Annotated in this window: 21 protein-coding genes and 1 pseudogene; 14 read left to right on the forward strand and 8 right to left on the reverse strand. The window is 36.9% G+C overall.

The window, feature by feature from the left end:
* Positions 1-25 precede the first annotated feature (25 nt).
* On the reverse strand, positions 26-193 hold the full coding sequence (locus PQ459_03120; protein ID WDF47483.1) for a hypothetical protein: 168 nt from the start codon (positions 191-193) through the stop codon (positions 26-28).
* Positions 194-339: 146 nt separating this feature from the next.
* Here PQ459_03120 and PQ459_03125 point away from each other — a divergent pair, with 146 nt between their 5' ends.
* From PQ459_03125 to PQ459_03160, 8 genes and pseudogenes are all read left to right on the forward strand, one after another.
* On the forward strand, positions 340-1,698 hold the full coding sequence (locus PQ459_03125) for an acyl-CoA dehydrogenase family protein (GenBank protein WDF47484.1): 1,359 nt from the start codon (positions 340-342) through the stop codon (positions 1,696-1,698).
* A 49-nt stretch (positions 1,699-1,747) separates the two neighbouring features.
* Positions 1,748-2,290, forward strand: a complete 543-nt coding sequence (gene msrB / locus PQ459_03130; GenBank protein ID WDF47485.1) for a peptide-methionine (R)-S-oxide reductase MsrB — start codon at positions 1,748-1,750, stop codon at positions 2,288-2,290.
* A 259-nt stretch (positions 2,291-2,549) separates the two neighbouring features.
* The gene (locus PQ459_03135) at positions 2,550-3,302 is read left to right on the forward strand and encodes an SDR family NAD(P)-dependent oxidoreductase (GenBank protein ID WDF47486.1); all 753 of its coding nucleotides are present in this window, start codon (positions 2,550-2,552) and stop codon (positions 3,300-3,302) included.
* A 7-nt stretch (positions 3,303-3,309) separates the two neighbouring features.
* Positions 3,310-3,741, forward strand: coding sequence for a nuclear transport factor 2 family protein (locus PQ459_03140; protein ID WDF47487.1), 432 nt, complete (start codon positions 3,310-3,312; stop codon positions 3,739-3,741).
* Between the two features lie 42 nt (positions 3,742-3,783).
* Positions 3,784-4,305 (forward strand): annotated as a pseudogene (gene rhuM / locus PQ459_03145) (RhuM family protein).
* Between the two features lie 29 nt (positions 4,306-4,334).
* Positions 4,335-4,880, forward strand: coding sequence for a hypothetical protein (locus PQ459_03150; GenBank protein ID WDF47488.1), 546 nt, complete (start codon positions 4,335-4,337; stop codon positions 4,878-4,880).
* Positions 4,877-5,569, forward strand: a complete 693-nt coding sequence (tsaB, locus tag PQ459_03155) for a tRNA (adenosine(37)-N6)-threonylcarbamoyltransferase complex dimerization subunit type 1 TsaB (protein ID WDF47489.1) — start codon at positions 4,877-4,879, stop codon at positions 5,567-5,569. The genes PQ459_03150 and tsaB overlap by 4 nt, the downstream gene beginning before the upstream one ends.
* Positions 5,570-5,631: 62 nt before the next feature.
* Entirely contained in the window at positions 5,632-6,285 is a 654-nt protein-coding gene (locus PQ459_03160) for a hypothetical protein (GenBank protein ID WDF47490.1), read from the forward strand.
* 1 nt (position 6,286) lies between these two features.
* On the opposite strand, the gene PQ459_03165 is transcribed toward PQ459_03160, so the two are convergent.
* Positions 6,287-7,486, reverse strand: a complete 1,200-nt coding sequence (locus PQ459_03165; protein WDF47491.1) for a PQQ-dependent sugar dehydrogenase — start codon at positions 7,484-7,486, stop codon at positions 6,287-6,289.
* Between the two features lie 218 nt (positions 7,487-7,704).
* Between PQ459_03165 and PQ459_03170 the strand changes: the two genes are divergently transcribed.
* The 4 genes from PQ459_03170 to uvrB all read left to right on the forward strand — a co-directional run bounded on the left by PQ459_03170 (position 7,705) and on the right by uvrB (position 14,050).
* Positions 7,705-10,149, forward strand: coding sequence for a TonB-dependent receptor (locus PQ459_03170; protein WDF47492.1), 2,445 nt, complete (start codon positions 7,705-7,707; stop codon positions 10,147-10,149).
* A gap of 114 nt (positions 10,150-10,263) precedes the next feature.
* On the forward strand, positions 10,264-10,635 hold the full coding sequence (locus PQ459_03175) for a BlaI/MecI/CopY family transcriptional regulator (GenBank protein ID WDF47493.1): 372 nt from the start codon (positions 10,264-10,266) through the stop codon (positions 10,633-10,635).
* Positions 10,635-11,993, forward strand: coding sequence for a M56 family metallopeptidase (locus PQ459_03180; protein WDF47494.1), 1,359 nt, complete (start codon positions 10,635-10,637; stop codon positions 11,991-11,993). Before PQ459_03175 ends, PQ459_03180 begins: the two co-directional genes overlap by 1 nt.
* Positions 11,994-12,058: 65 nt before the next feature.
* A complete protein-coding gene (gene uvrB / locus PQ459_03185) occupies positions 12,059-14,050 on the forward strand; it encodes an excinuclease ABC subunit UvrB (GenBank protein ID WDF47495.1) in 1,992 nt (663 codons plus the stop codon).
* Here the strand turns inward: uvrB and PQ459_03190 are convergent.
* The 6 genes from PQ459_03190 to PQ459_03215 all read right to left on the reverse strand — a co-directional run bounded on the left by PQ459_03190 (position 14,047) and on the right by PQ459_03215 (position 18,939).
* A complete protein-coding gene (locus PQ459_03190) occupies positions 14,047-14,811 on the reverse strand; it encodes a lipopolysaccharide kinase InaA family protein (protein WDF47496.1) in 765 nt (254 codons plus the stop codon). The two genes, uvrB and PQ459_03190, sit on opposite strands and share 4 nt — an antisense overlap.
* 39 nt (positions 14,812-14,850) lie before the next feature.
* Entirely contained in the window at positions 14,851-15,846 is a 996-nt protein-coding gene (locus PQ459_03195; protein ID WDF47497.1) for a glycosyltransferase family 9 protein, read from the reverse strand.
* Between the two features lie 207 nt (positions 15,847-16,053).
* Positions 16,054-16,314 carry a DUF3820 family protein gene (locus PQ459_03200; protein ID WDF47498.1) on the reverse strand — a complete coding sequence of 87 codons (261 nt, stop codon included), beginning with the start codon at positions 16,312-16,314 and terminating at the stop codon, positions 16,054-16,056.
* Between the two features lies 1 nt (position 16,315).
* On the reverse strand, positions 16,316-17,407 hold the full coding sequence (locus tag PQ459_03205; protein WDF47499.1) for an AI-2E family transporter: 1,092 nt from the start codon (positions 17,405-17,407) through the stop codon (positions 16,316-16,318).
* A 21-nt stretch (positions 17,408-17,428) separates the two neighbouring features.
* Positions 17,429-18,160, reverse strand: a complete 732-nt coding sequence (locus PQ459_03210; protein WDF47500.1) for a beta-carotene 15,15'-monooxygenase — start codon at positions 18,158-18,160, stop codon at positions 17,429-17,431.
* A 71-nt stretch (positions 18,161-18,231) separates the two neighbouring features.
* Positions 18,232-18,939 carry a hypothetical protein gene (locus tag PQ459_03215; protein ID WDF47501.1) on the reverse strand — a complete coding sequence of 236 codons (708 nt, stop codon included), beginning with the start codon at positions 18,937-18,939 and terminating at the stop codon, positions 18,232-18,234.
* Between the two features lie 210 nt (positions 18,940-19,149).
* On the opposite strand from PQ459_03215, the gene PQ459_03220 reads away from it, so the two are divergent.
* Both PQ459_03220 and PQ459_03225 read left to right on the forward strand, forming a co-directional pair.
* Positions 19,150-20,121 (forward strand): aminodeoxychorismate synthase component I, encoded by a 972-nt coding sequence (locus tag PQ459_03220; GenBank protein WDF47502.1) that lies wholly within the window; start codon positions 19,150-19,152, stop codon positions 20,119-20,121.
* Complete coding sequence (locus tag PQ459_03225; protein ID WDF47503.1) at positions 20,105-20,731, forward strand: aminotransferase class IV; 627 nt, start codon at positions 20,105-20,107, stop codon at positions 20,729-20,731. The genes PQ459_03220 and PQ459_03225 overlap by 17 nt, the downstream gene beginning before the upstream one ends.
* Positions 20,732-20,816: the final 85 nt, after the last annotated feature.

Below are 20,816 nucleotides of genomic sequence, written 5' to 3' on the forward strand. Positions count from 1 at the left end.
ATTATTGATATTGATTTGGGCAGCTTTATCCGCCTTCCGTTCCCGCTTTTTTTTGCCAGGCTTTTCCCATTGCAAAAAAAGAGCTCCACTCAAGTCGGGCTGCGGTATTCGTTTCCAAATCAAGTTTTGTCAATGGATTGAAACCTTCTTTCTCAAAATTGATAATTAAAATGAAAGTAATTCTGCAAATCAATCCGAAACTAATTGTAAATCAATCCGGATTTTAAAATATTGACAATCAGGTTTTTGTAAAATAGATTTTCAGAAAATAATAGATAAGATTAGAATTGTAAGTTGTTTTTAGGAATATTAATTGCATTAATTATAAAAACAGAATCTATGAACAGCACAATCTCCAAGATTAAAGGCGTTTTCAACCTTTTAAAAAATATCGACATAGACCAACTTTCCCAAATCTCACAAAAAGTCGACCTTCCAAAATTGATGCATCAGTTTTCAAAACTCGATAAAAATCAATTGAATAGTTTGACCAAAATGCTGGATTCTTCTGGCAAGAAAAGAGAATTGCCACCCATCAACGGCGATTTTTATGAACTGCATTTGAAACTGACGGACGAACAACGAGCCATACAGCTGAAAGTGCGTGAGTTTATGGAAAAAGAAGCCAAACCTTTGGTCAACAGATATTGGCTGACAGACGATTTCCCGCACGAACTCATCCCAAAATTTAAAAAGCTTAATCTCTGCGGTGTCACTTACGAAGGCTACGGTTGCCCGAATTTACCATTCTTGATGGAAGGCGTCATCGCAATGGAAATCGCCAGAGTTGATGCATCATTGGCAACGTTTTTCGGTGTTCAATCAGGATTATCGATGGGTTCAATTTATATGTGTGGCTCCGAAGAACAGAAACAGAAATACCTCCCAGGAATGCAACAATTCGATTTGATTGGCGCGTTTGGATTGACCGAACCAGAAGTTGGTTCCGGCGCAGCTGGCGGATTGACCACGACTTGTCAAAAAGTAGAAGGTGGCTGGATTCTGAACGGACAGAAAAAATGGATTGGGAATGCGACGTTTGCAGACGTGACGGTGATTTGGGCAAGAGATGTTGAAGATAATCAGGTCAAGGGTTTCATTGTTGAAAAAGAAACCGCCGGATTCTCAGTTGAAAAAATTCGAGGAAAAATGGCACTCAGAATTGTCCAAAATGGATTGATTACAATGAAAGATTGCTTCGTTGCCGATTCTCAAAAAATGGAGCACGCCAACAGTTTCAAAGACACCGCCAAAGTTCTTCAAATGACGAGAGCCGGCGTTGCTTGGATGGCGACTGGTTGCGCAAGAGGTGCTTATGAAAGCGCTTTGGACTACACCAGAAAACGTGAACAATTCGGAAAACCGATTGCTTCTTTCCAGTTGATTCAGGGACATTTGGTAGAGATGTTGTCCAATCTAACAGCGATGCAAACTCTGGTTTTCAGACTTTCGGAAATGCAGGACCAAGATATTTTGAAAGACGAACACGCCTCATTAGCAAAAGTTTTCTGTAGCTTGAGAACGCGTGATGTGGTCGCACAGGCCAGAGAAGTAATGGGCGGAAACGGGATTCTTTTGGATCACGATGTTGCCAGATTTGTTGCCGATGCAGAAGCCATTTATTCTTACGAAGGAACCAAAGAAATTAACTCGTTGATTGTCGGACGTTCGATTACGGGGATGAGTGCGTTTGTTTAACTAACTTATGATAATGGAATCTTCTAATAGATTTCTTAATTTTACTCAAATGAAAAAATTAGTTTTTTTAATATTAATGACCTTATTTTTGCAACAATGTGCGCAGAAAAAAGTGGACTTAAGCAAACAACCACAACAAAAAACAATGGAAGATAATACACACACAAACAATCCCTACTATTCAAGAACCGATAAAACCAAACTGAACGTCTCCAACGAAGAATGGAAAAAAATCCTTCCGGCAGAAGTTTACGCCATCGCAAGAGAAGCCAACACAGAATATCCGTTCACCGGAAAATACAATGAATTTGATGAACTCGGTGAATACTATTGCGCAGTTTGTGGCAATCATTTGTTCCGCTCAAGTTCCAAATTTGCAAGCACTTGTGGCTGGCCAAGTTTCTTCGAGGCGGACAAAGAAGGCGTGAGCTACAAGCGAGATTCCACCCACGGAATGGAACGCATCGAGGTTCTTTGCAAACGTTGCGATTCGCATTTAGGACACGTTTTCAATGATGGTCCGCCACCGACTGGAACACGATTCTGTATGAATTCTGTGAGTTTGGATTTCCAGGCTGATAGTCAGAAGTAGAATTATTTGGGCAGCTTTTCCGCCTTCCACTCCCAATCTTTTTTGCCTATGCTTTTCCAGCAGCAAAAAAGGATTTCCGTTCAAGTCGGGCTGCGAGTGATTCGACGTTTTAAAAGAATAAAAAATCCCGAAGTTATTTCGGGATTTTTTATTTTAGAATGAATCCAAAATTTGCACAATCCGCTGTAAAATCTGAACATAAAGTATATAGATTTGAACTTAATCATTCTTAATTTTGTACTTCTAAATCTAAAGTAAATTGAAAACAATATTCATCACCGGAACTACTTCCGGAATAGGAAAAGCAACTGCAATTCTATTGGCAAAACAAAAAAACAAAATCATTCTCTGCGGAAGAAACAAAACCGTTCTCGAAGAACTAAAAAACGAATTATCAAAAGAAACCGAAATTTTTACATTAAGTTTTGATGTTAGAAATTCTGATGAAGTTTTTAAAGCCATTAATTCACTTCCCGAAGATTGGAAAAACATCGATGTTTTAATTAATAACGCTGGAAATGCACACGGACTCGACTCAATTGCAGACGGAAATCCCGATGATTGGAATGCAATGATGGACGGTAATGTAAAAGGTTTGCTTTATGTTTCTCAGCCAATCATTAAACTAATGAAAGAAAAACAAAACGGACAAATCATCAACATCAGTTCTGTTGCAGCGAGACAGACTTATGCAAATGGCGTGGTTTATTGTGCATCGAAAAAAGCTGTTGATGTGATTTCAGAAGGAATGAGAATAGAATTGACGGAATTCGGAATACGTGTGACGAATATACAGCCAGGTGCTGTGGAAACTGATTTTTCTAAAGTCAGATTCAAAGGAGATGATGACAGAGCAGCAACGGTTTACGCAGGTTACGAGCCATTAATTGCTGAAGATATTGCTGATGCGATTGCTTATTGCATCAATGTTCCAGAGCGTGTTTCGATTGCAGAATTCACGATTTATCCAAAGGCGCAGGCTGAGCCAAGAACGATTTACCGAAATGTTTAGTTTAAGAATGAAATTTACAACTCTTATTCTTTTGCTCAACTTTATTTTTGGGTTTTCGCAGACTTATTCCAAAAAAGAAAAAGCATTGATAACGCAAGTTTCAAAGCTTGATTCTTTGATGCAAAATAACGATTCAAAAATTCTGACTTTGTTTTCTGATGATGTTTCATTTGGACATTCCAATGGTTGGGTTCAGAATTATCAGGATTTCAAGACAGATTTTGAATCGGGAAAAGTGAAATACCAATCAGTCAATCAAATTGAATTGAAAGAATTTAAAGTTAAAAGTAAATTCGCAAACATCAGAAGAATCATCGCGGTAAAAGGACTTTACAAAAACGAAATCTTTAAAATGAAACTTTCCGTCTTGGAATTCTGGATTAAACAAAGAGGGATTTGGAAACTGTGGAGCCGGCAAAGTGCGACTTTGAAATCGTAAATATTATTATATTTTTGTTTTAAGATTTATAAAACACAAAAAATGGATGACCAAGCTAAACAATTTCTAATTTACAGTTTGCCCAACGATGAAGTTCGGGTAGATGTTTTTTTGCAAAACGAAACGCTTTGGCTCACACAGAAAGCGATGGCCGCTTTGTTTGACGTCTCCAAGTCCACTATCAGTGAGCATCTATCAAATGTTTATGCCACTAATGAACTTGAAAGAGAGGCAACTGTTCGGGAATTCCGAACAGTTCAAAAAGAAGGAGAAAGAAATGTCACAAGAAGCCTTGAATACTATAATCTTGACGCTATTATTTCTGTCGGTTACCGCGTGAATTCTGCGAAGGCAACGCAATTTAGGATTTGGGCAACGAAAACTTTGAAAGAATTTATCATCAAAGGTTTTGTAATGGATGATGAACGATTGAAGAAAGGACAAACTGTTTTCGGCAAAGATTATTTTAAAGAGTTATTGCAGAGAGTTCGTTCGATTCGAGCAAGTGAAAGGCGGGTTTATCAACAAGTGACGGACATTTTTGCAGAATGCAGCATCGATTATAAAAAATATCAAATTAATAAAAAACGAATGTGGAAAATTTCTTTTTAAAATCTAAACATTGGCAATTGTTCTTAATTTTTTTCATTTTGATGTTTGTATGTCAAATATCATTTTTACTACAAATTGAGCTAAATGAAAGTATTGATTTTTTTGGACTACAAACAGCAGTTTTTATGGGTTGCTTTTTATCGTGGTTTTATTTTTTAATAATTGGATTAAATAATAAAATCAAAAATGAAAATTTGAAAGCAAATACACGAAATTTATTATTTTTGATAATATTTCCTATTCTTTATATATTAATTGCATTCACTATTTTTCCAAGCGGCTTTAATATTTCAACGGAGGGCGATAGTGATGCTGACCCTATTTGGTTACTAGTTATGTTTCCCGTTCATTTTTTTTCAATGTTTTGTATATTTTATTTAATATACAAAGCGGCTAAAACAATTAAAGTGGCGGAAGTTCAAAAACCGGTCAAATTTGTAGATTTTGCTGGAGAATTTTTTCTTTTATGGTTTTTTCCAATTGGAATTTGGTTTTTACAGCCAAAAATTAACAAATTAGCAGAATGAAAATCCTCCACATAGAAACCTCGTCCAAAAACTGTTCAGTTGCCATTTCAGATGGCGAAGAAATCCTTTGTCTTTGCGAAGAAGTTTCCGATAATTATAAACAGTCCGAAAGTTTACATTCCTTTGTAGAATGGGCTTTGGAAGGTGCAGAGATTTCTTTGAAAGATTTGGATGCGATTTCTCTTGGGAAAGGTCCGGGTTCTTACACGGGACTTAGAATTGGCGCCGCTTCTGCAAAAGGTTTTTGCTATGGGTTAAAAATTCCTTTGATTGCCATCAATTCTTTGGATTCTATGGTGGAAGAATTTATCAATCAAGGTTTTGAATTAATTATTCCTTTGATTGACGCCCGAAGAATGGAAGTTTATACCGCATTTTTCGATGGAACTTCCGGCGAAATGATAAAGGAAACTGAAGCAAAAATCCTCGATGAAAATTCATTTTCTGAATTAATGGATAAGAAAGTTTTGTTCATTGGTGATGGCGCAAAAAAAGCCCAGGAAATCCTAACTCTTAAAAATGCAGAATTCAAGTCTGATATTTATCCTTCTGCAAAAGGTTTGATTAAAAAATCTGTGGAGAAATTTAATCAAAACGATTTTGAGGATACAGCTTATTTCGAGCCATTTTATTTGAAAGACTTCCAAGGTATTAAGAAAGTAGACCGCGTAAAAAAAAACATTAATTGATGAAATTTCTTTATTTTCTTTTGATATTATTATGTTCAAATTCCTACTCTCAAACAACCATTTTGGACAAATATCCACCAACTCAACATTTTTATCAGAAAGGGGAACTTAACTTCATTAAAAGCCTTCAAAAAGCTGCAAAAGATTATGATGTTAAGCCTTGCGATAATAAATCCGATTTTTACAAACTGACTCTGATTGTTTATCCAGATAAAACGGTAAAGTTTGTAAAAGATTCTGATAGCATAGGTGTAGGCAAAAGTAAATGTGCCTACGAATTTGCAAAAGAGACATTTAAGTATTTAAAGGACTGGAATCCCGTAATTATCGAAGGAAAAGCTTATGCAGCTTTGGTTAACTACGATATTTATCCTGCTGATGTTTTATCTTACAAGATTGCAGACGACTTATCATTGGATATTAAAAATGCCGAATATCCAGGTGGTCATAAAAGGTTTGTTAGAGATGTTGAAAGAATAATTCAGAACACAATGTTGAAATATAGAATAAATTTGAATTATGAAACGGTACATTTAAGCTTTACAATTTCTAAAGAAGGTTATATGAAAAATATTAAATTTTCTCAAAATATACCTTTTAGAACGATAGAAGACCTTTTACTAGATTTTAAAAAACTAAGTAAATGGAAGCCAGGCACTAGAAATGGCGTGTCTATCGAAAGCAATTTTAATATGCCAATGACTTTTCAATATTAAATTATTTCTTTGAAATTTTGTAGAGTTTTCCACTGTCCGTTATTCCGTAAAGATTACCATCCATTCCGTTCAAAACATCCCGAAACCTTTCTTTTTGGTCAAGTAATAGGCGTTCTTCGCCAACGACTTTGTTGTCTTTGATGACGATTCTGTTGATGTGTTCGCCACTGAGACAGCCTATGAATAGATTATTTTTCCATTCCTCAATGTTTCCAGTATAGAAGGTCACACCACTTGGAGAAACCACAGGGTCCCAATAATAAACGGGTTGTTCTGTTCCTACTTTCTGTGTGGTTCCATTGTTGATCTTCCCACCAGTATATTCTATTCCATAACTTACATCGCCCCAACCGTAGTTTTTCCCAGCTTGGATGAGATTGATCTCGTCGCCGCCTCTCGGTCCCATTTCAATATCCCAAAGCTGTCCTTTTTCGTCCAAAGCCAAACCTTGTGGACTGCGGATTCCGTATGCATAGATTTCTGGTTTGTAATTGTCTTTACCAATGAATGGATTTCCTGGAGCTGGTTTCCCGTCTTTTGTTATCTTTAGGATTTTTCCCAGATAATTATCCGTTCTCTGGGCATAAACTCTAGTCTGCTTATCGGACCTTTCGCCTGTACTCACGAAAAGATTTCCGTCCTTATCAAAAACCAATCGACTGCCATAATGTTTATCGCCATCATAAGTTGGTGTCGCACGAAAAATTACTTTTACCTCAGAAATTGTTTTTAAATCTGAAGACAATTTTCCTTTTGCCACAGCGGTGTGATTTCCGCCTTCGTAAGGTTCAGAATAACTGAAGTAGATAATATTGTTTGTTGTAAAGTCCGGGTCCAAAGCCACATCCAACATTCCACCCTGTCCTTTGTCATCCACTTTTGGAAATCCATTGATCTTCGAAACCTGTTTTCCATCCGCAGAAACCACGTTTATAAAACCAGATTTTTCTGTGATTAAAAATCTACCGTCTGGCAAATTGATGATTCCCCAAGGTTTCCCGAGAGAAGTGCTGATGATGTCAACGTTGTAAGGAGTTGTTGTTTTTACAGGTGCAATTCTGGTTTGTCCGGCAAAAGCGGGTTTGTAATCGGTGTTTGCCTTTTCTTCCTGTGCTGTCGGTTTGCTTGGTTGACCTTTCCATTGGCAGGAGTACAAAAGGAAGATTGAACAAAAAAGAGTTGATAATGTGGATTTTAGCATAACTTTTATTTTCAAGGTCAATGAAAATATAGTGCCAGTAAGAAAAGCTGTTATGTTTTCAGTGTTTAAGAGTCGATAGCTTTAAAACTGTCCATTTATTATGTTGACCCTTATTTTTACTGGGGGTTTAATTCATATTTAATATAAATTGAAGAAATAAGTGTGATTTATTTAATGTGTATTTAAAAATATTATATTTTTGATTAAAAATTAGACAAATGTATATTGGAATTAAAAAAATCAGTGTTGTTTTTTTCTTGGGAGCAAGCGCGCTTTATTTTGCACAAACGACAAAAGACAGCCTTTCCGGAGAAACTTCTGTGGATGAGGTGAATATCATTGGAACCCGAAATAAAAAAAGAACCGTCACCAATACTGCTGTTCCCGTGGATGTGATAGATGTAAAGCAGATTAGTCAGTCAACAGGACAAGTAGATGTCAATCAACTTTTGCAATTCGCAGCGCCTTCTTTTAATTCCAATAAACAATCAGGTTCCGATGGCGCAGATGCCGTAGATCCCGCAACATTGCGAGGTTTGGGCCCTGATCAGACATTGTTGTTGCTCAATGGAAAGAGATACCACCAATCCTCATTGGTCAATATTTTTGGGACAAGAGGACGTGGCAATAGTGGTTCAGATCTAAATACGATTCCTGTTGCGGCTATCAAAAGAGTCGAGATTTTAAGAGATGGTGCTTCTGCACAATATGGTTCTGATGCGATTGCGGGTGTCATCAACGTCGTCCTTAATGACAGAGATCACGGTTTCGAAGGCAGTGCTTTCTATGGTGCCAATCTTTTTAAAAGTCCAGGAAATAATGATGTGGTCTCTGACAAAAAATTAGATGGAAACACCTTCGACTTCAGCGGAAACCTCGGAACAAAGATCGGAACCAAAGGTGGTTTCGGTAACTTTACATTAGAATTAATAAATAAAGATTATGCAATCCGAAATGCGAATCCGGAGAAATACGACGCACCGAGACAGCGTTTCGGAGATGCAAAATCGAACAATATCTATTTCTTCGGAAATGTAGAAGTGCCTCTGACCGATGGATTGACATTCTATTCTCAACCGGGTTTTTCTTATAGAAATACAAAAGCTTATGCGTGGACAAGATCGGCGGATGCCGACGGGAATATTCCGGAAATTTATCCTGATGGCTTCAATCCGATCCAAAATACAAAGATCTCAGATTTTACATTTGATAACGGTTTGAAGTTCAAACTTGGTGATTGGGACTTTGATTTCTACAATGCTTTTGGCAACAACAGATTCATTTATCAGATTGATAATACCATCAATGCAACTTTAGGTGTAAATTCTCCTACTAGTTTTGATGCTGGTGGACATTCACTTTCTCAAAATGTCACTGGACTTAGCACAAGCAAAGCATTTGACTTTTTGGAGGGCTTTAATTTGGCTTTGGGAACAGAATTCCGTTATGAAAAATTCAATCTGATAAAAGGTCAGGAAAGTTCTTACGCAACTTATGATGTCAATGGAAATGTGGCTACAGCAGAGACGCCGATAGAGTTACTCGTTACAAATCCATTATCAGGCGACATCAGACCAGGAGGATCCCAGGGCTTTCCCGGATATTCTCAAGAAGTTGGAAAAAGTAGAAATAACTTTGCCGCTTATGTCGATACAGAATTGGACATCACCAAAAATTGGATGGTCAGTTTAGCCGGACGTTTCGAGAATTATAGTGATTTCGGAAGCACCTTGAACGGAAAGTTTGCAACCAGATATGCGATCACGCCACAGTTTGCATTCAGAGGTTCGGTTTCTACTGGCTTCCGTGCGCCTTCTTTGGTTCAGAAATATTACAGTCTGCAGTTTACCAATTTTCAAGGCGGAAATCTGGTGACTGTTCAGCTGGCTTCCAATGACAGCGAGCTGGCAAAACAAGCCTTCATTCCACAATTGAAACAGGAAACTTCTCTTAATGGAAGTGCTGGATTTACCTTTAATTCTGGAAAATTCACAGCAACGGTCGATGGTTATTACATCAAGGTAAAAGACAGGATTGTTTTGACTGGAACATTTGACCAGACAGATGATGTGATCGGTGGAACACTCGCCAATTTGAAAGTTGATCAGGCTCAGTTTTTCAGCAATGCGGTGGACACAAAATCCCAAGGTGTAGATGTCATTTTGACTTATACTACAGATCTGGGTCCTGGAAGATTATCCTCAACATTGGCCGGAAATTACAACAAAATGGAGATTACCGATGTGCATACGCCGTCGCAATTGGCTGGCAAAGAAGATGTGTTTCTTAGCGCACGGGAAAGAGCTTTTATCTTAGCTTCCGCCCCTAAAACCAAGATCAATCTTAATCTGAATTACAAGATCCAAAAATTCAATGCTAATTTACAGTTGGTAAGATTTGACAAGGTGACTTTGGTCGGCTACAACGGACCAGATGATTATCAAACTTACACACCAAGGGTGACGACAGATTTTTCTGTAGGCTATGATTTTACCAAAAATCTATCTTGGACGATTGGTGGAAAAAACGTTTTCAACAGATATGCAACATTGCAGTATGGTGCAGTGTCAGATGGAAATACGGAATCTGGCGGCATCTTTGATCCTGTACAGATGGGATTCTCCGGAAGGCAGATTTTTACAAGAGTTAACTTTAAATTTTAACGATAACTAACTACTTTTTGAAAGGATTCAATTTTTATTGAGTCCTTTTGTGAAAAAATTTGGTAGTTCAAATTTTAATTCTACATTTGTAGAACAAAATATAATGTTGTAGAAATGAACGAGCAAAAATTGACAGAAACCGAAATGACTTTAATGGAAATCCTCTGGCAAAGAGAAAAGGTTTTTATGAAAGATATTTTGGAAGATTATGCCGATCCGAAACCTGCGTCCACAACCATCGCAACTTTGTTGAAACGTATGCAGAACAAGGATCTGGTAGGCTACAAACTTTACGGAAACTCGCGAGAATATTTCCCAAAAGTGAAAAAAGAAGATTATTTCCAAGGCGAAATGAATTCTATGATTGACCGTTTTTTCAACAGTTCCGTGAGTCAGTTTGCGTCGTTTTTCACATCGAATTCCAAACTTTCACAGAAACAACTGAAAGAACTAAGAGATATTATTGACAAAGAAATAGAACCATAATGGAAACTATAATTTTTAAAATAATCCTTTGCTCATCGCTACTAATAGCAATGTACTATCTGTTTTTACAGAAAGAAAAGATGTTCCGCTTCAACAGGTTTTACCTTTTGGTTGCGTTGCTCTTTTCTTATGTGATTCCTTTCATTAAAATTAATTTGCCTTCGATTTCTGAAAACAAGAATCAATTGATTTTTGGCGAAGCTGGGACTCAGCAACTGATTCAGAAAGCAAATCAGGCAGCGGATTTCAATTGGATGAATTTGATTTTAATTATTTACATTTTTGTTTCAATTGCAATGATTATCAGGTCATTATTGTCGATTAGAAAAATTTTAACATTGAAAGGAACTGATTTTAATTATCAGGATTATAGGATTAGATTAACTGAAAAAGATCTGCCACCGTTCAGTTTTTGGAACAAGATCTATCTCAGTAAAAAACACTTTGAAGATCAAATAGATCACAGAATATTTCTTCATGAGAAAACACATCTGGTTCAGAAACATTCTTTGGATTTGATATTCATAGAAATTCTGCAAGCCATTTCCTGGTTCAATCCCGCAATTTACTTTTATAAAAAAGCTATCAAAGACAACCACGAATTCCTCGCAGATGAAGTGATTGTAAGTAAGGAATTTAACATCAAAGATTACCAAAATCTGATTCTAGCTGAGGTTTTGAATACACAAAACTTATCATTTGTAAACCAATTCAATTTTAATAATACCAAAAAACGATTTATTATGATGACCACCAAAAGATCAAAATTAGAAAAGTTCAAAAAGATTTTCGCCGTTTCTGCCTTAGCAGGGTTAAGTATTCTGTTTGTTCAAAAAGTTTATGCAGCGGAAGCTAAACTTGAATTAAAGCCTGAAATTCCTACAATTATGGGAAGCAAATCTTTAGTACTTGACACCATTCCGCAGAAAAAATCTGTTCAAAATAATTCAAAGATTAAAGACAAGAAAAAAGTTCCCGCTCCGCCAACGACTAGAGTTATGAAAGAAAATGAACTTCCAATTCCGCCACCACCACCGCCAGCAAGGAGCAGCACGCCGGCAGAATTTCCAGAAGGCTTGAACACATTGAGAAGGAATTTTCAGAACTCTTTCAATAGCTCACAATTCGGAGATGACAAAAAGGAAAAAGGTGTTGTGAAAACTAATCTCTACATCAAAATCGATGAGAATGGAAAAACAACTGACGTACGAGCGGAAGGACCAAATACAAATTTTAATGCGGAAGCGGTAAGAGCAATGAAAGTTGCAACGGAAAATGTAACGTGGAAACCAGCAACAGAGGACGAAAAACCTGCGGCCACAGTTTTCCAGCTTCCAATCACCATGAATTTTCATTAAAAACTAAGAATTTTCAGATTACTAAAACGTTCCATTTTTGGAACGTTTTTTCGTATTTTTGTGTTATGCAATTCAAACTTCAATCAGAATATCAACCCACTGGAGATCAGCCAAAAGCCATCGAGAAATTGGTGGAAGGTATTAATATTGGCGAAAAATATCAAACCCTTTTGGGAGTTACAGGTTCCGGAAAGACATTTACGGTTGCCAATGTTGTGAATCAAGTTCAGAGACCGACTCTGGTTTTGGCACACAATAAGACTTTGGCCGCTCAGCTTTTTATGGAGTTCAAGGAGTTTTTCCCGGACAATGCGGTGGAATATTTTGTGAGTTACTACGACTACTATCAGCCGGAAGCTTTCATTGCTTCCACAAATACTTACATCGAGAAAGATTTGAGCATCAATGAAGAAGTGGAGAAATTAAGACTTTCTGCCTCTGCAAGTTTACTTTCCGGAAGACGTGATGTTTTGATCGTAGCTTCGGTTTCCTGTATTTATGGTGTCGGAAACCCGAAGGAATTTGAAAAGTCATTAATTACAATAACCAAGAGTGAGAAAATCTCCAGAACGAGATTGCTTAATTCTTTGGTAAGCGCACTTTATTCCAGAGCTTTGAATGAATTTCAGCGTGGAACTTTCCGTGTCAAAGGCGATGTGATTGATGTTTATCCGGCTTATGCGGACACAGCGATCAGACTTCAATTTTTCGGCGATCAGATCGAGACGATTCAAAGTTTTGATCCGGTTTCAGGAAATGTCACTTCGAATTTTGATACGATTAATATTTATCCAGCCAACCTTTTCGTAACCACGCCTGAGACGATGCAAGGCGCCATTCGTCAAATCCAGGATGATATGGTGAAACAAGTTGATTTCTTCCGAGAAATTGAAAAGCCATTGGAAGCCAAACGTTTGGAAGAAAGAACTGAGTTGGATTTGGAAATGATCCGTGAATTGGGCTATTGCTCTGGAATCGAGAATTATTCGAGATATATGGATGGGCGTTTGCCAGGATCAAGACCTTTCTGTTTGTTGGATTATTTCCCGAAAGATTTTTTGATGGTCATTGATGAAAGTCACGTAACGATTCCGCAGGTTCACGCAATGTACGGAGGTGACAGAAGTAGAAAGGAGGTTTTGGTGGAACACGGTTTTCGTTTACCAGCCGCGATGGACAACCGACCTTTGAAATTTGATGAGTTCGAGACGATGCAAAACCAGGTGATCTATGTTTCTGCGACGCCTGCAGATTACGAATTGGAGAAATCCGGAGGAACTTACATCGAGCAGATCATCCGACCGACAGGACTTTTGGATCCTATCATCGAAGTTCGTCCGACGATGAATCAGATTGATGATTTGATTGAAGAAATTCATAAGAGAGAGGAAGCGGACGAACGTGTTTTGGTAACGACTTTAACCAAAAAAATGGCGGAAGAACTTACCAAATACTTCACGAAAGTTGGAATCCGAACGAGATATATCCACTCCGATGTGGAGACTTTGGAAAGGATTCAGATCATGCAGGATCTTCGTCTTGGTTTGTTTGATGTTTTGGTGGGCGTCAATCTTTTGAGAGAAGGATTGGATTTGCCGGAAGTTTCATTGGTTGCCATTTTGGACGCTGATAAAGAAGGAATGTTGCGTTCCAGAAGATCGATGATCCAAACCGTTGGTAGAGCGGCAAGAAACCTGAATGGACGTGCTATAATGTACGCCGACAAAATGACGAAATCGATGCAGGCCGCAATAGATGAAACCATTTACCGTCGTGAAAAACAAATGCAGTACAACACCGAGCACGGTAAAGTTCCGATGGCGTTGAACAAAAAAATCAGTGAAAACCTGGTTGGTAGAAGCAAGGATTTCCCAGACGAAAAATACACGCAGAAAGTGCTGATGCAGGAAGTTGCCGAAACCAAAGCCAATTATGGAAGCGAGGATATCGAGAAAATTGTTGTTGCCAAACAAAAAGAAATGGAAGCTGCTGCAAAAAACCTTGACTTCATAAAAGCCGCAAAATTAAGAGATGAAATTGCAGCTTTGAAAGCTTAATTTTTCTTGAAAAAGAATTTATAAAACTTTAGAATATTCTTTGCCTTGCGTTTAAAAGCTTTTTTCTTCGTAAAATCAAGAATTTTATTATAGCAAAATTCGGAAGATTGTCCTGATAATCGCGCATATTCTGTACTTATTAACTGGATGATTTCCAGGTCATTGGTTAGTCTTTCGAAGTTGTGAAGTCTTTTGCTGATATCAATCTCATCATAGAAGTTCATTCTATTAAGATCAACAATGAAGAAGCGATATTCCTCATTAATTTTCTTGATTAGGAAATTCCCGGACGCGTTGTCTATAAAGATAATCCCATTCTCGTGAAGTTGAAAAATTAACTTTGTATAATCCTTTATGATTTGTTCCCTGTCTGCAAATCCTGGCGTATAAAGAGCATCAGTAAAAGTAAAAACATCTTCCATCTGTTCACTCACGTAATAACTGGATGTTACACCTATAAAATCGTGATTTTCTATAAAAGCGATAGGTGTCGGTGTGAAGAAGCCTTTGTCCAAAAGCATTTGAGCATATTCGTAGGAACGTCTGGACTTTGATTTTCTGTAATATTTGTAAACGTGGCGATTGATAATATTGTGCTGCTTGAAAGATTTGAAATTCAATTTCAAACCATCAACGACGAAATATTTTACAGTATTTCTATTTCCATGACCTACGACAACACCTTCATTTTTAAAATTCTTTAGAATGTTTAGGATGTCATTTTTATACTGGGAATATGCTTCAGAAAGAACAAAGTTCATAATTTTGCTTCAAGGTTAAAGTTTTTGCAGATGTATTTATTATAAAGTCGTTTTAACTAACTCAATTACTTTATCTAGATCCACTTTGTTGGTATCAATCGAAAAACTATTATCGTTGTAAGGTCCATACGCATTCTCATCAGTCACAGAGAAAAGCCCGATTGTAGGTGTGTTTACGGCGCTGGAAAGATGCATCACACCATTGTCTGCAGCAATGAAAACAGCACAATTTGCTAAAAATCCTCCCATTTCCCGAATGTCTGTACTGTAGAAATTTGGTATTTTGAAATTCAGTTTCGAAATGTTTTCGACCGGTAACAGTTCAATTATGTTATACTCCGGAAAAGACTTTTCCAATTTGTTATAGAAAGCTTTCCACCACTCTTCCGAATAGCATTTTGCGCCGGTTGCATTTGTAAAAAGGCAAATGGTTTTCTTATCGTTTTGTAATATTTTCTGAAGATTTTGTTTACCTGTTTCTATCTCTTCTTTGTCTAAGACTATTTTTAGATAAGGTATCTTGGAAGTATTTTCTGGGAAACCAATTTCTTTAAGAAACTCTCTTAGATTGTAGATGTTTTTCTTTGCGTCGTGCTGGTAATCAGAATATCTGGACTTGAGTTCTTCATTTTCTTCTCCAAAAAATTTATAAGTCGCATTTGTGGCTAATATCGATAATCTGCCGGAAGATGAACTGGGATTGGCGTTGATAGCCAAATCATATTTTCGAAATTTCAATTGGAACCAACCCTTGATGTATTTTCCAAGATTGCTGAACGGTTTCTTTGGAAGCTGGATGTATCGGTCTATGTTATCGTAATTTTTGTAGATGATGGGTGTTACTCCGCCTTTTACAAAAAGATCGATCTTGCTGTTGGGAAAGGTGTTTGCGACTTCCTGTACCAATGGTGTCAGCAGTAATAGATTTCCTAATCTGTGGTTTGGTCTGGAGATTAGGATTCTTTTGATTTCAACATTTTCTTTTCGGATGTTGCCAGACTGTGATTTACCAATATTCTTGGTAAGGCTTTGCATTATCCTTTTTCTGATAACATTAATCCTTTTTTTAAGTGTCATATGCTTGATTTGTTGAAATAGAAATATTGAGTGCCAAAATTACTATAAAAAAAGCATTAATAATAAGAATTCAGATGGTTATCTTGTTTTACAATCCAAATATTGAAAGGGGCAACTGTCTATGATTTACTTAGAAAAATATAATTATTTAATATTTTCCATTAATCAAAATCGATAAGTTGTCTTTTTTTCTTTAGCATAACTCACCTTTCCACGAATTGGAATCAACAAATCCATTAGTCCATTAACCTTGATTTCGTAAATGGTAGAAAGCTGCATCCCGAGCTTTCCTTTTGGCATTCCCTGGCTTTGGAACCATTCCAAGTAACTGATTGGTAAATCGGCTAAAATTGTGTCTTTGTGCTTTCCAAACGGCATTCTGACTTCACAGATTTCCTGTAAAATTTGAGGATTTAAACCTTCCATTTTAAATTATTAAATCAATTTTATTGTCAAGTTCATCATTCTCATTTGGGATCTGCAAAGATGGAGGCGTGTCTTCATCAGAAAACTCGTCTCTGTAAACCTGAATGAGCAAAACTGTAATTGACATCATTATAGGACCAAAAACCAAACCCATAAATCCAAACAAGTTGATCCCCAGGATAATCCCGAAAACGGTAACCAGCGGATGAATGTCTTCCAGCCTTTTAAGTAAAGTAAATCTGAGCAGATTGTCTGTAAGACCTACAACGATAAGTCCATAAATCAAAACCCCAACACCACCGCCAGTATTGCCTTCTGCAATCATAAAAATCCCGACCGGTACATAAACAATTGCAGCTCCCACAACAGGTAGCATAGATGCTACAGCTGTCAGAGCAAAAAGAAGAATTGCACTCGGCGCACCAAAAATCCAATAGCCGATAAGTGCCACAACACCTTGTCCTATTGCCACTACCGGAATACCAATAGCGTTGGCCATTACAAGTTTTCGGAATTTATCGCCCAACAACTGTGTATTAGCTCTCTTGAAAGGCATTGCTTTGGCTACGATTCTTTCAAAAACTCTTGCTCTCACGAACATAAAGTAGAGAATGAAGTACATAGACATAATGACTGTAAAGGTATTAACTGTTGTGCTCAAGGCCTTTGTAGAAAAGGTTCCAGCAAAATTAGTAACTTTTGCAATATTTTCTTTACTCAAAATGTCAAAACCGACTTTCTGATAAATAAACTGGTGAATCTTCTCAAGGAAAACATTGAATTTTTCCATATAAACCTGGGCATTTCCCATTTTCGCAACCAGCATATCTATAATGAAATAGACTGGGAGAATCAATATAATTAAAGATGCCACCATTATAACTGTCGCAGCAAGCCACGGTTTCCAATGCTTTTCTTCAACCAAATAGTTATTGTACTTTCTGCAAACAATATAAAGTGTTACAGCTCCTAAAACGGAGGGAATGAATAATGCCAGATTCCAACAAATCAAGCCAACTAGAACGCATATTAAAATGATTAAAGCCACCTGTTTTATAACAACAGAATCTATTTGTTTCTCGGAATCTGACATAATTTTTATAGTTTAATTTTATTATAATTGTCTTGGCGCACCAAAATAGGCACAGTAAGTGGAGTACATTGCAATATAAAAAAACGGAAGAGTAAGATACACGCCAACGCAGCATAATACAACTCCTGCAATACTAATGAGTCCAGCTAACAATGCAGTAAGTAAAAGTGTGCCATAATTCTCCTGAGCGATACTAAAAGATTTTTTAAGTGCTTCTATCGCTCCCAGATTTTCAAACATAATGATTGGATAACCCAAAAAGAAAAATGGAAGAACAAGGAAACCAGGGATGATACACATCAAAAATGCAATCGTCAGAATAATTTGCGTTATCAATGCATAAATGAAAATATTAAGAAAATTCTGCTTATAAGCAAAAAATAAATCAGAGACAGTGATAGGTTGTTTGAAATTTGACTTGTTGGCAATATAAATTAAACCAACAAAAATAGGAGCCAAAAGCAATCCTACAAAAAAAGACACACCACCATAGGCTGCAAATCCTGGCGTATTCATAATTTCCTGATAGCCAAAATCGCCACCAGATGAACTCTCTTTCATCTCTTCTACAAACAAGGCTGAGTTAAAACCCGTAAGAAGCTGGATCAGATAACTGAGTAAAAAGTAGATCACGACTGCAAGAAAACAGTACAAAAATGTGTTTTTGAAAATTTCTAAAGCGTGCGTAATGATATTGCCGGTTTCCTTCGTAGGAACATTTGCCGGAGAATCGAATTCATTAAAATTGTCCATAGTAGTTTGATTTTGTAGTTTATAATCAAATCTACACAAAATTTTCTTGAATCAAATTAACTCATAAACAATTATTCCTCAAAATCCCCGATTAAATGTTTGTAAAGGACATAGATCATCGCATTCCAAAACGGAAACGTGATGAATATCCCAAAGAAAAACATAATGAAACCGCAATATGAAAACAGGATGGAAACAATCATAGCAATGAAGATCACAACAAAATTCCTCTGGAAAGTCTGAACACTGATTTGAAATGACTGAAAGTAATTAAACCCTTTGAAGAACATCAGCGCCGGAACAAACAACATCATCGAAATCCAAATCACAGTGAAAATCGAAAGGAAGTTATTGATCATGCTCCAAGCCAGTGAATAGATCACAAACAAAAAGAAATAATGACCCTGGAAACCAGCAAAAAGATCGCCCATTTCCGGCTTCTCTCCCAGGTCCAGTTTTCTGTAGATCTTCAAAAAACCAATGTTCAAAGGAAAAATGACCGCTTTTAAGATGATCATGACTTGCAAAAATAGAACGGCGTTGTCCGTTTGCATCAATGCTGTGTATTTGTCCAAAAAAGCCTTGTAGTCCGTATAAATCAAACCTTGGAACTTGTTGATCTCTTCAAAAAGACCATAGTATCGGAACGCAAAAGAGCCCGCAAACATCGTCACAGAAAAGTAGATCACACAGAACAAAAACTGAAACGGCAAAGTTTTCATCCAGTATTCATAGGCTTCTGTCAGTATTTTCCCGATTTCCGGTTTTGGCGTCGTCATTATCAAAATTTTTTGCAAAAGTAACCATTAATTAAGGACAAACGAAATTGATGATTTTATTTTGGGCAGCTTTATCCGTCCTCCGTTCCCAATCTTTTTGCCAAGCTTTTCCCCACTGCAAAAAAGGATTTCCACTCAGGCCGGGCTGCGGGTTTCGGTGTTCTTACAAGCTTCAACTTTTATTAGAAGACTTTTCTCTATTTTTGTTTTATGTTTCAGAATCCGCAGTTTCAAAGAATGGACGAGTTGTCAGAAAGAAAAGAACCCTTTTTTTTCTTGATAGATTTTTTGATGGATGAAGTCAGAATTTTCACTCAAAATGAAATTCAAAATAACGGTTTACTAATTGATTTTCCGAATGTTACAAACGTTAATGATGAACACGCGACAATTCCTAACTTCGAATGGAAATCATTCCCAGAAACATTAGAAGATTATAAAAAAGGATTCGAAATTGTCCAGGAAAATTTAAAAAAAGGAAATTCCTATCTCACGAATTACACACGAAAAACGGAAATTGAAACCAACTTGACCTTAGAAGATATTTTCAAATTCTCAAAAGCCAAATATAAAATTTTAGTTCCTGATGAATTTGTCTGTTTTTCTCCCGAAACTTTCATCGAAATCATTGATAGCAAGATTTTTACACATCCGATGAAAGGAACAATCGATGCGGAAATCGAAGATGCAGAGAACATTTTGAAAAACGACCCGAAGGAAAAAGCGGAACATTACACCGTTGTCGATTTGTTGAGAAACGATTTGAGTATGGTGGCCAACAATGTTCGCGTAAAGGATTTTCAAAGAATCGATTTCATCAAAACAAAACAAAAAAATCTCCTCGCAATGAGTTCCGAAATCGAAGGCGAAATCAAACCGGAGTTTCAAAACAAAATCGGTTCGATTCTCCAAAAACTCTTGCCAGCTGGTTCTATTCTCGGTGCTCCGAAACCGAAAACTTTGGAAATCATCCTCGAAGCTGAGAAATATGACCGAGGTTTTTACACCGGAATTGCAGGTTATTTTGATGGGAAAAATCTGGATTCCTGCGTGATGATTAGATTTATTGAAAAGGAAAACGGAAAACTATTTTTCAAAAGTGGAGGCGGAATCACGCACCAAAGCGAGTTGACAAGCGAATACGAAGAAATGAAAAACAAAATTTATGTCCCGATTTATTGAAAGCATCAAAGTGGAAGACCAGAAAATCTTCTTGACAGAACTTCATCAAAAAAGAATGAATGAGACATTTTCCCATTTCGGAAAAGCGTGCAAAATCAATATTAAAAGCTTGTTCCTCAATCTAGAACACGATGAAGACGGCCTTTACAAATTCCGGATTGAATACGATTTGGACAATAATTTCAAAACACAAATTGTTCCGCACGCAATTTCAGAACACGATGATTTCGAATTGGTGATTGATAATGAAATTGATTACAGCTTCAAATCAGCCGACAGAACGCAATTTCAAAAATTAAAAGAAAAAGGTGGTGCCGAAGAAATCATCATTATCAAAGAAAATCAAATCACAGACACGTCCTATTCCAATCTTCTTTTCCTGAAAGATAAAACCTGGTTCACCCCGAAAACTTATCTTCTGAATGGCGTAATGCGACAAAGTTTATTGGCCTCGAAAAAAATCAAAGAAACGGAAATTACGATTGAAAATATCAAAGAATATTCTCATTTTCAATTGATTAACGCTTTGAATGATTTTGATGAAATGTTCATTTATCCGATTGAGAAAATCATCAATTTACCGAAAGAGGAAACGGATTTGGAGTTTTGAAAGTCAAATTAAAAACACCGAGTTGTCATTCCGTAGGAATCTCAGCAGTTTAGATTGACTTCGTCGAACCACTACATTAGGTTTC

It is taken from the genome of Chryseobacterium sp. KACC 21268, from assembly GCA_028736075.1.
Taxonomy (GTDB): Bacteria; Bacteroidota; Bacteroidia; order Flavobacteriales; family Weeksellaceae; genus Epilithonimonas.

Bases quoted from the DNA above. Each gene is read 5' to 3' on its own strand.
- PQ459_03125 (WDF47484.1), top strand. From the start codon at position 340: ATGAACAGCACAATCTCCAAGATTAAAGGCGTTTTCAACCTTTTAAAA.
- msrB (WDF47485.1), top strand. From the start codon at position 1,748: ATGAAAAAATTAGTTTTTTTAATATTAATGACCTTATTTTTGCAACAA.
- PQ459_03140 (WDF47487.1), top strand. From the start codon at position 3,310: ATGAAATTTACAACTCTTATTCTTTTGCTCAACTTTATTTTTGGGTTT.
- tsaB (WDF47489.1), top strand. From the start codon at position 4,877: ATGAAAATCCTCCACATAGAAACCTCGTCCAAAAACTGTTCAGTTGCC.
- PQ459_03165 (WDF47491.1), bottom strand. From the start codon at position 7,486: ATGCTAAAATCCACATTATCAACTCTTTTTTGTTCAATCTTCCTTTTG.
- PQ459_03170 (WDF47492.1), top strand. From the start codon at position 7,705: ATGTATATTGGAATTAAAAAAATCAGTGTTGTTTTTTTCTTGGGAGCA.
- PQ459_03175 (WDF47493.1), top strand. From the start codon at position 10,264: ATGAACGAGCAAAAATTGACAGAAACCGAAATGACTTTAATGGAAATC.
- PQ459_03180 (WDF47494.1), top strand. From the start codon at position 10,635: ATGGAAACTATAATTTTTAAAATAATCCTTTGCTCATCGCTACTAATA.
- uvrB (WDF47495.1), top strand. From the start codon at position 12,059: ATGCAATTCAAACTTCAATCAGAATATCAACCCACTGGAGATCAGCCA.
- PQ459_03190 (WDF47496.1), bottom strand. From the start codon at position 14,811: ATGAACTTTGTTCTTTCTGAAGCATATTCCCAGTATAAAAATGACATC.
- PQ459_03195 (WDF47497.1), bottom strand. From the start codon at position 15,846: ATGCAAAGCCTTACCAAGAATATTGGTAAATCACAGTCTGGCAACATC.
- PQ459_03200 (WDF47498.1), bottom strand. From the start codon at position 16,314: ATGGAAGGTTTAAATCCTCAAATTTTACAGGAAATCTGTGAAGTCAGA.
- PQ459_03205 (WDF47499.1), bottom strand. From the start codon at position 17,407: ATGTCAGATTCCGAGAAACAAATAGATTCTGTTGTTATAAAACAGGTG.
- PQ459_03210 (WDF47500.1), bottom strand. From the start codon at position 18,160: ATGGACAATTTTAATGAATTCGATTCTCCGGCAAATGTTCCTACGAAG.
- PQ459_03215 (WDF47501.1), bottom strand. From the start codon at position 18,939: ATGACGACGCCAAAACCGGAAATCGGGAAAATACTGACAGAAGCCTAT.
- PQ459_03220 (WDF47502.1), top strand. From the start codon at position 19,150: ATGTTTCAGAATCCGCAGTTTCAAAGAATGGACGAGTTGTCAGAAAGA.
- PQ459_03225 (WDF47503.1), top strand. From the start codon at position 20,105: ATGTCCCGATTTATTGAAAGCATCAAAGTGGAAGACCAGAAAATCTTC.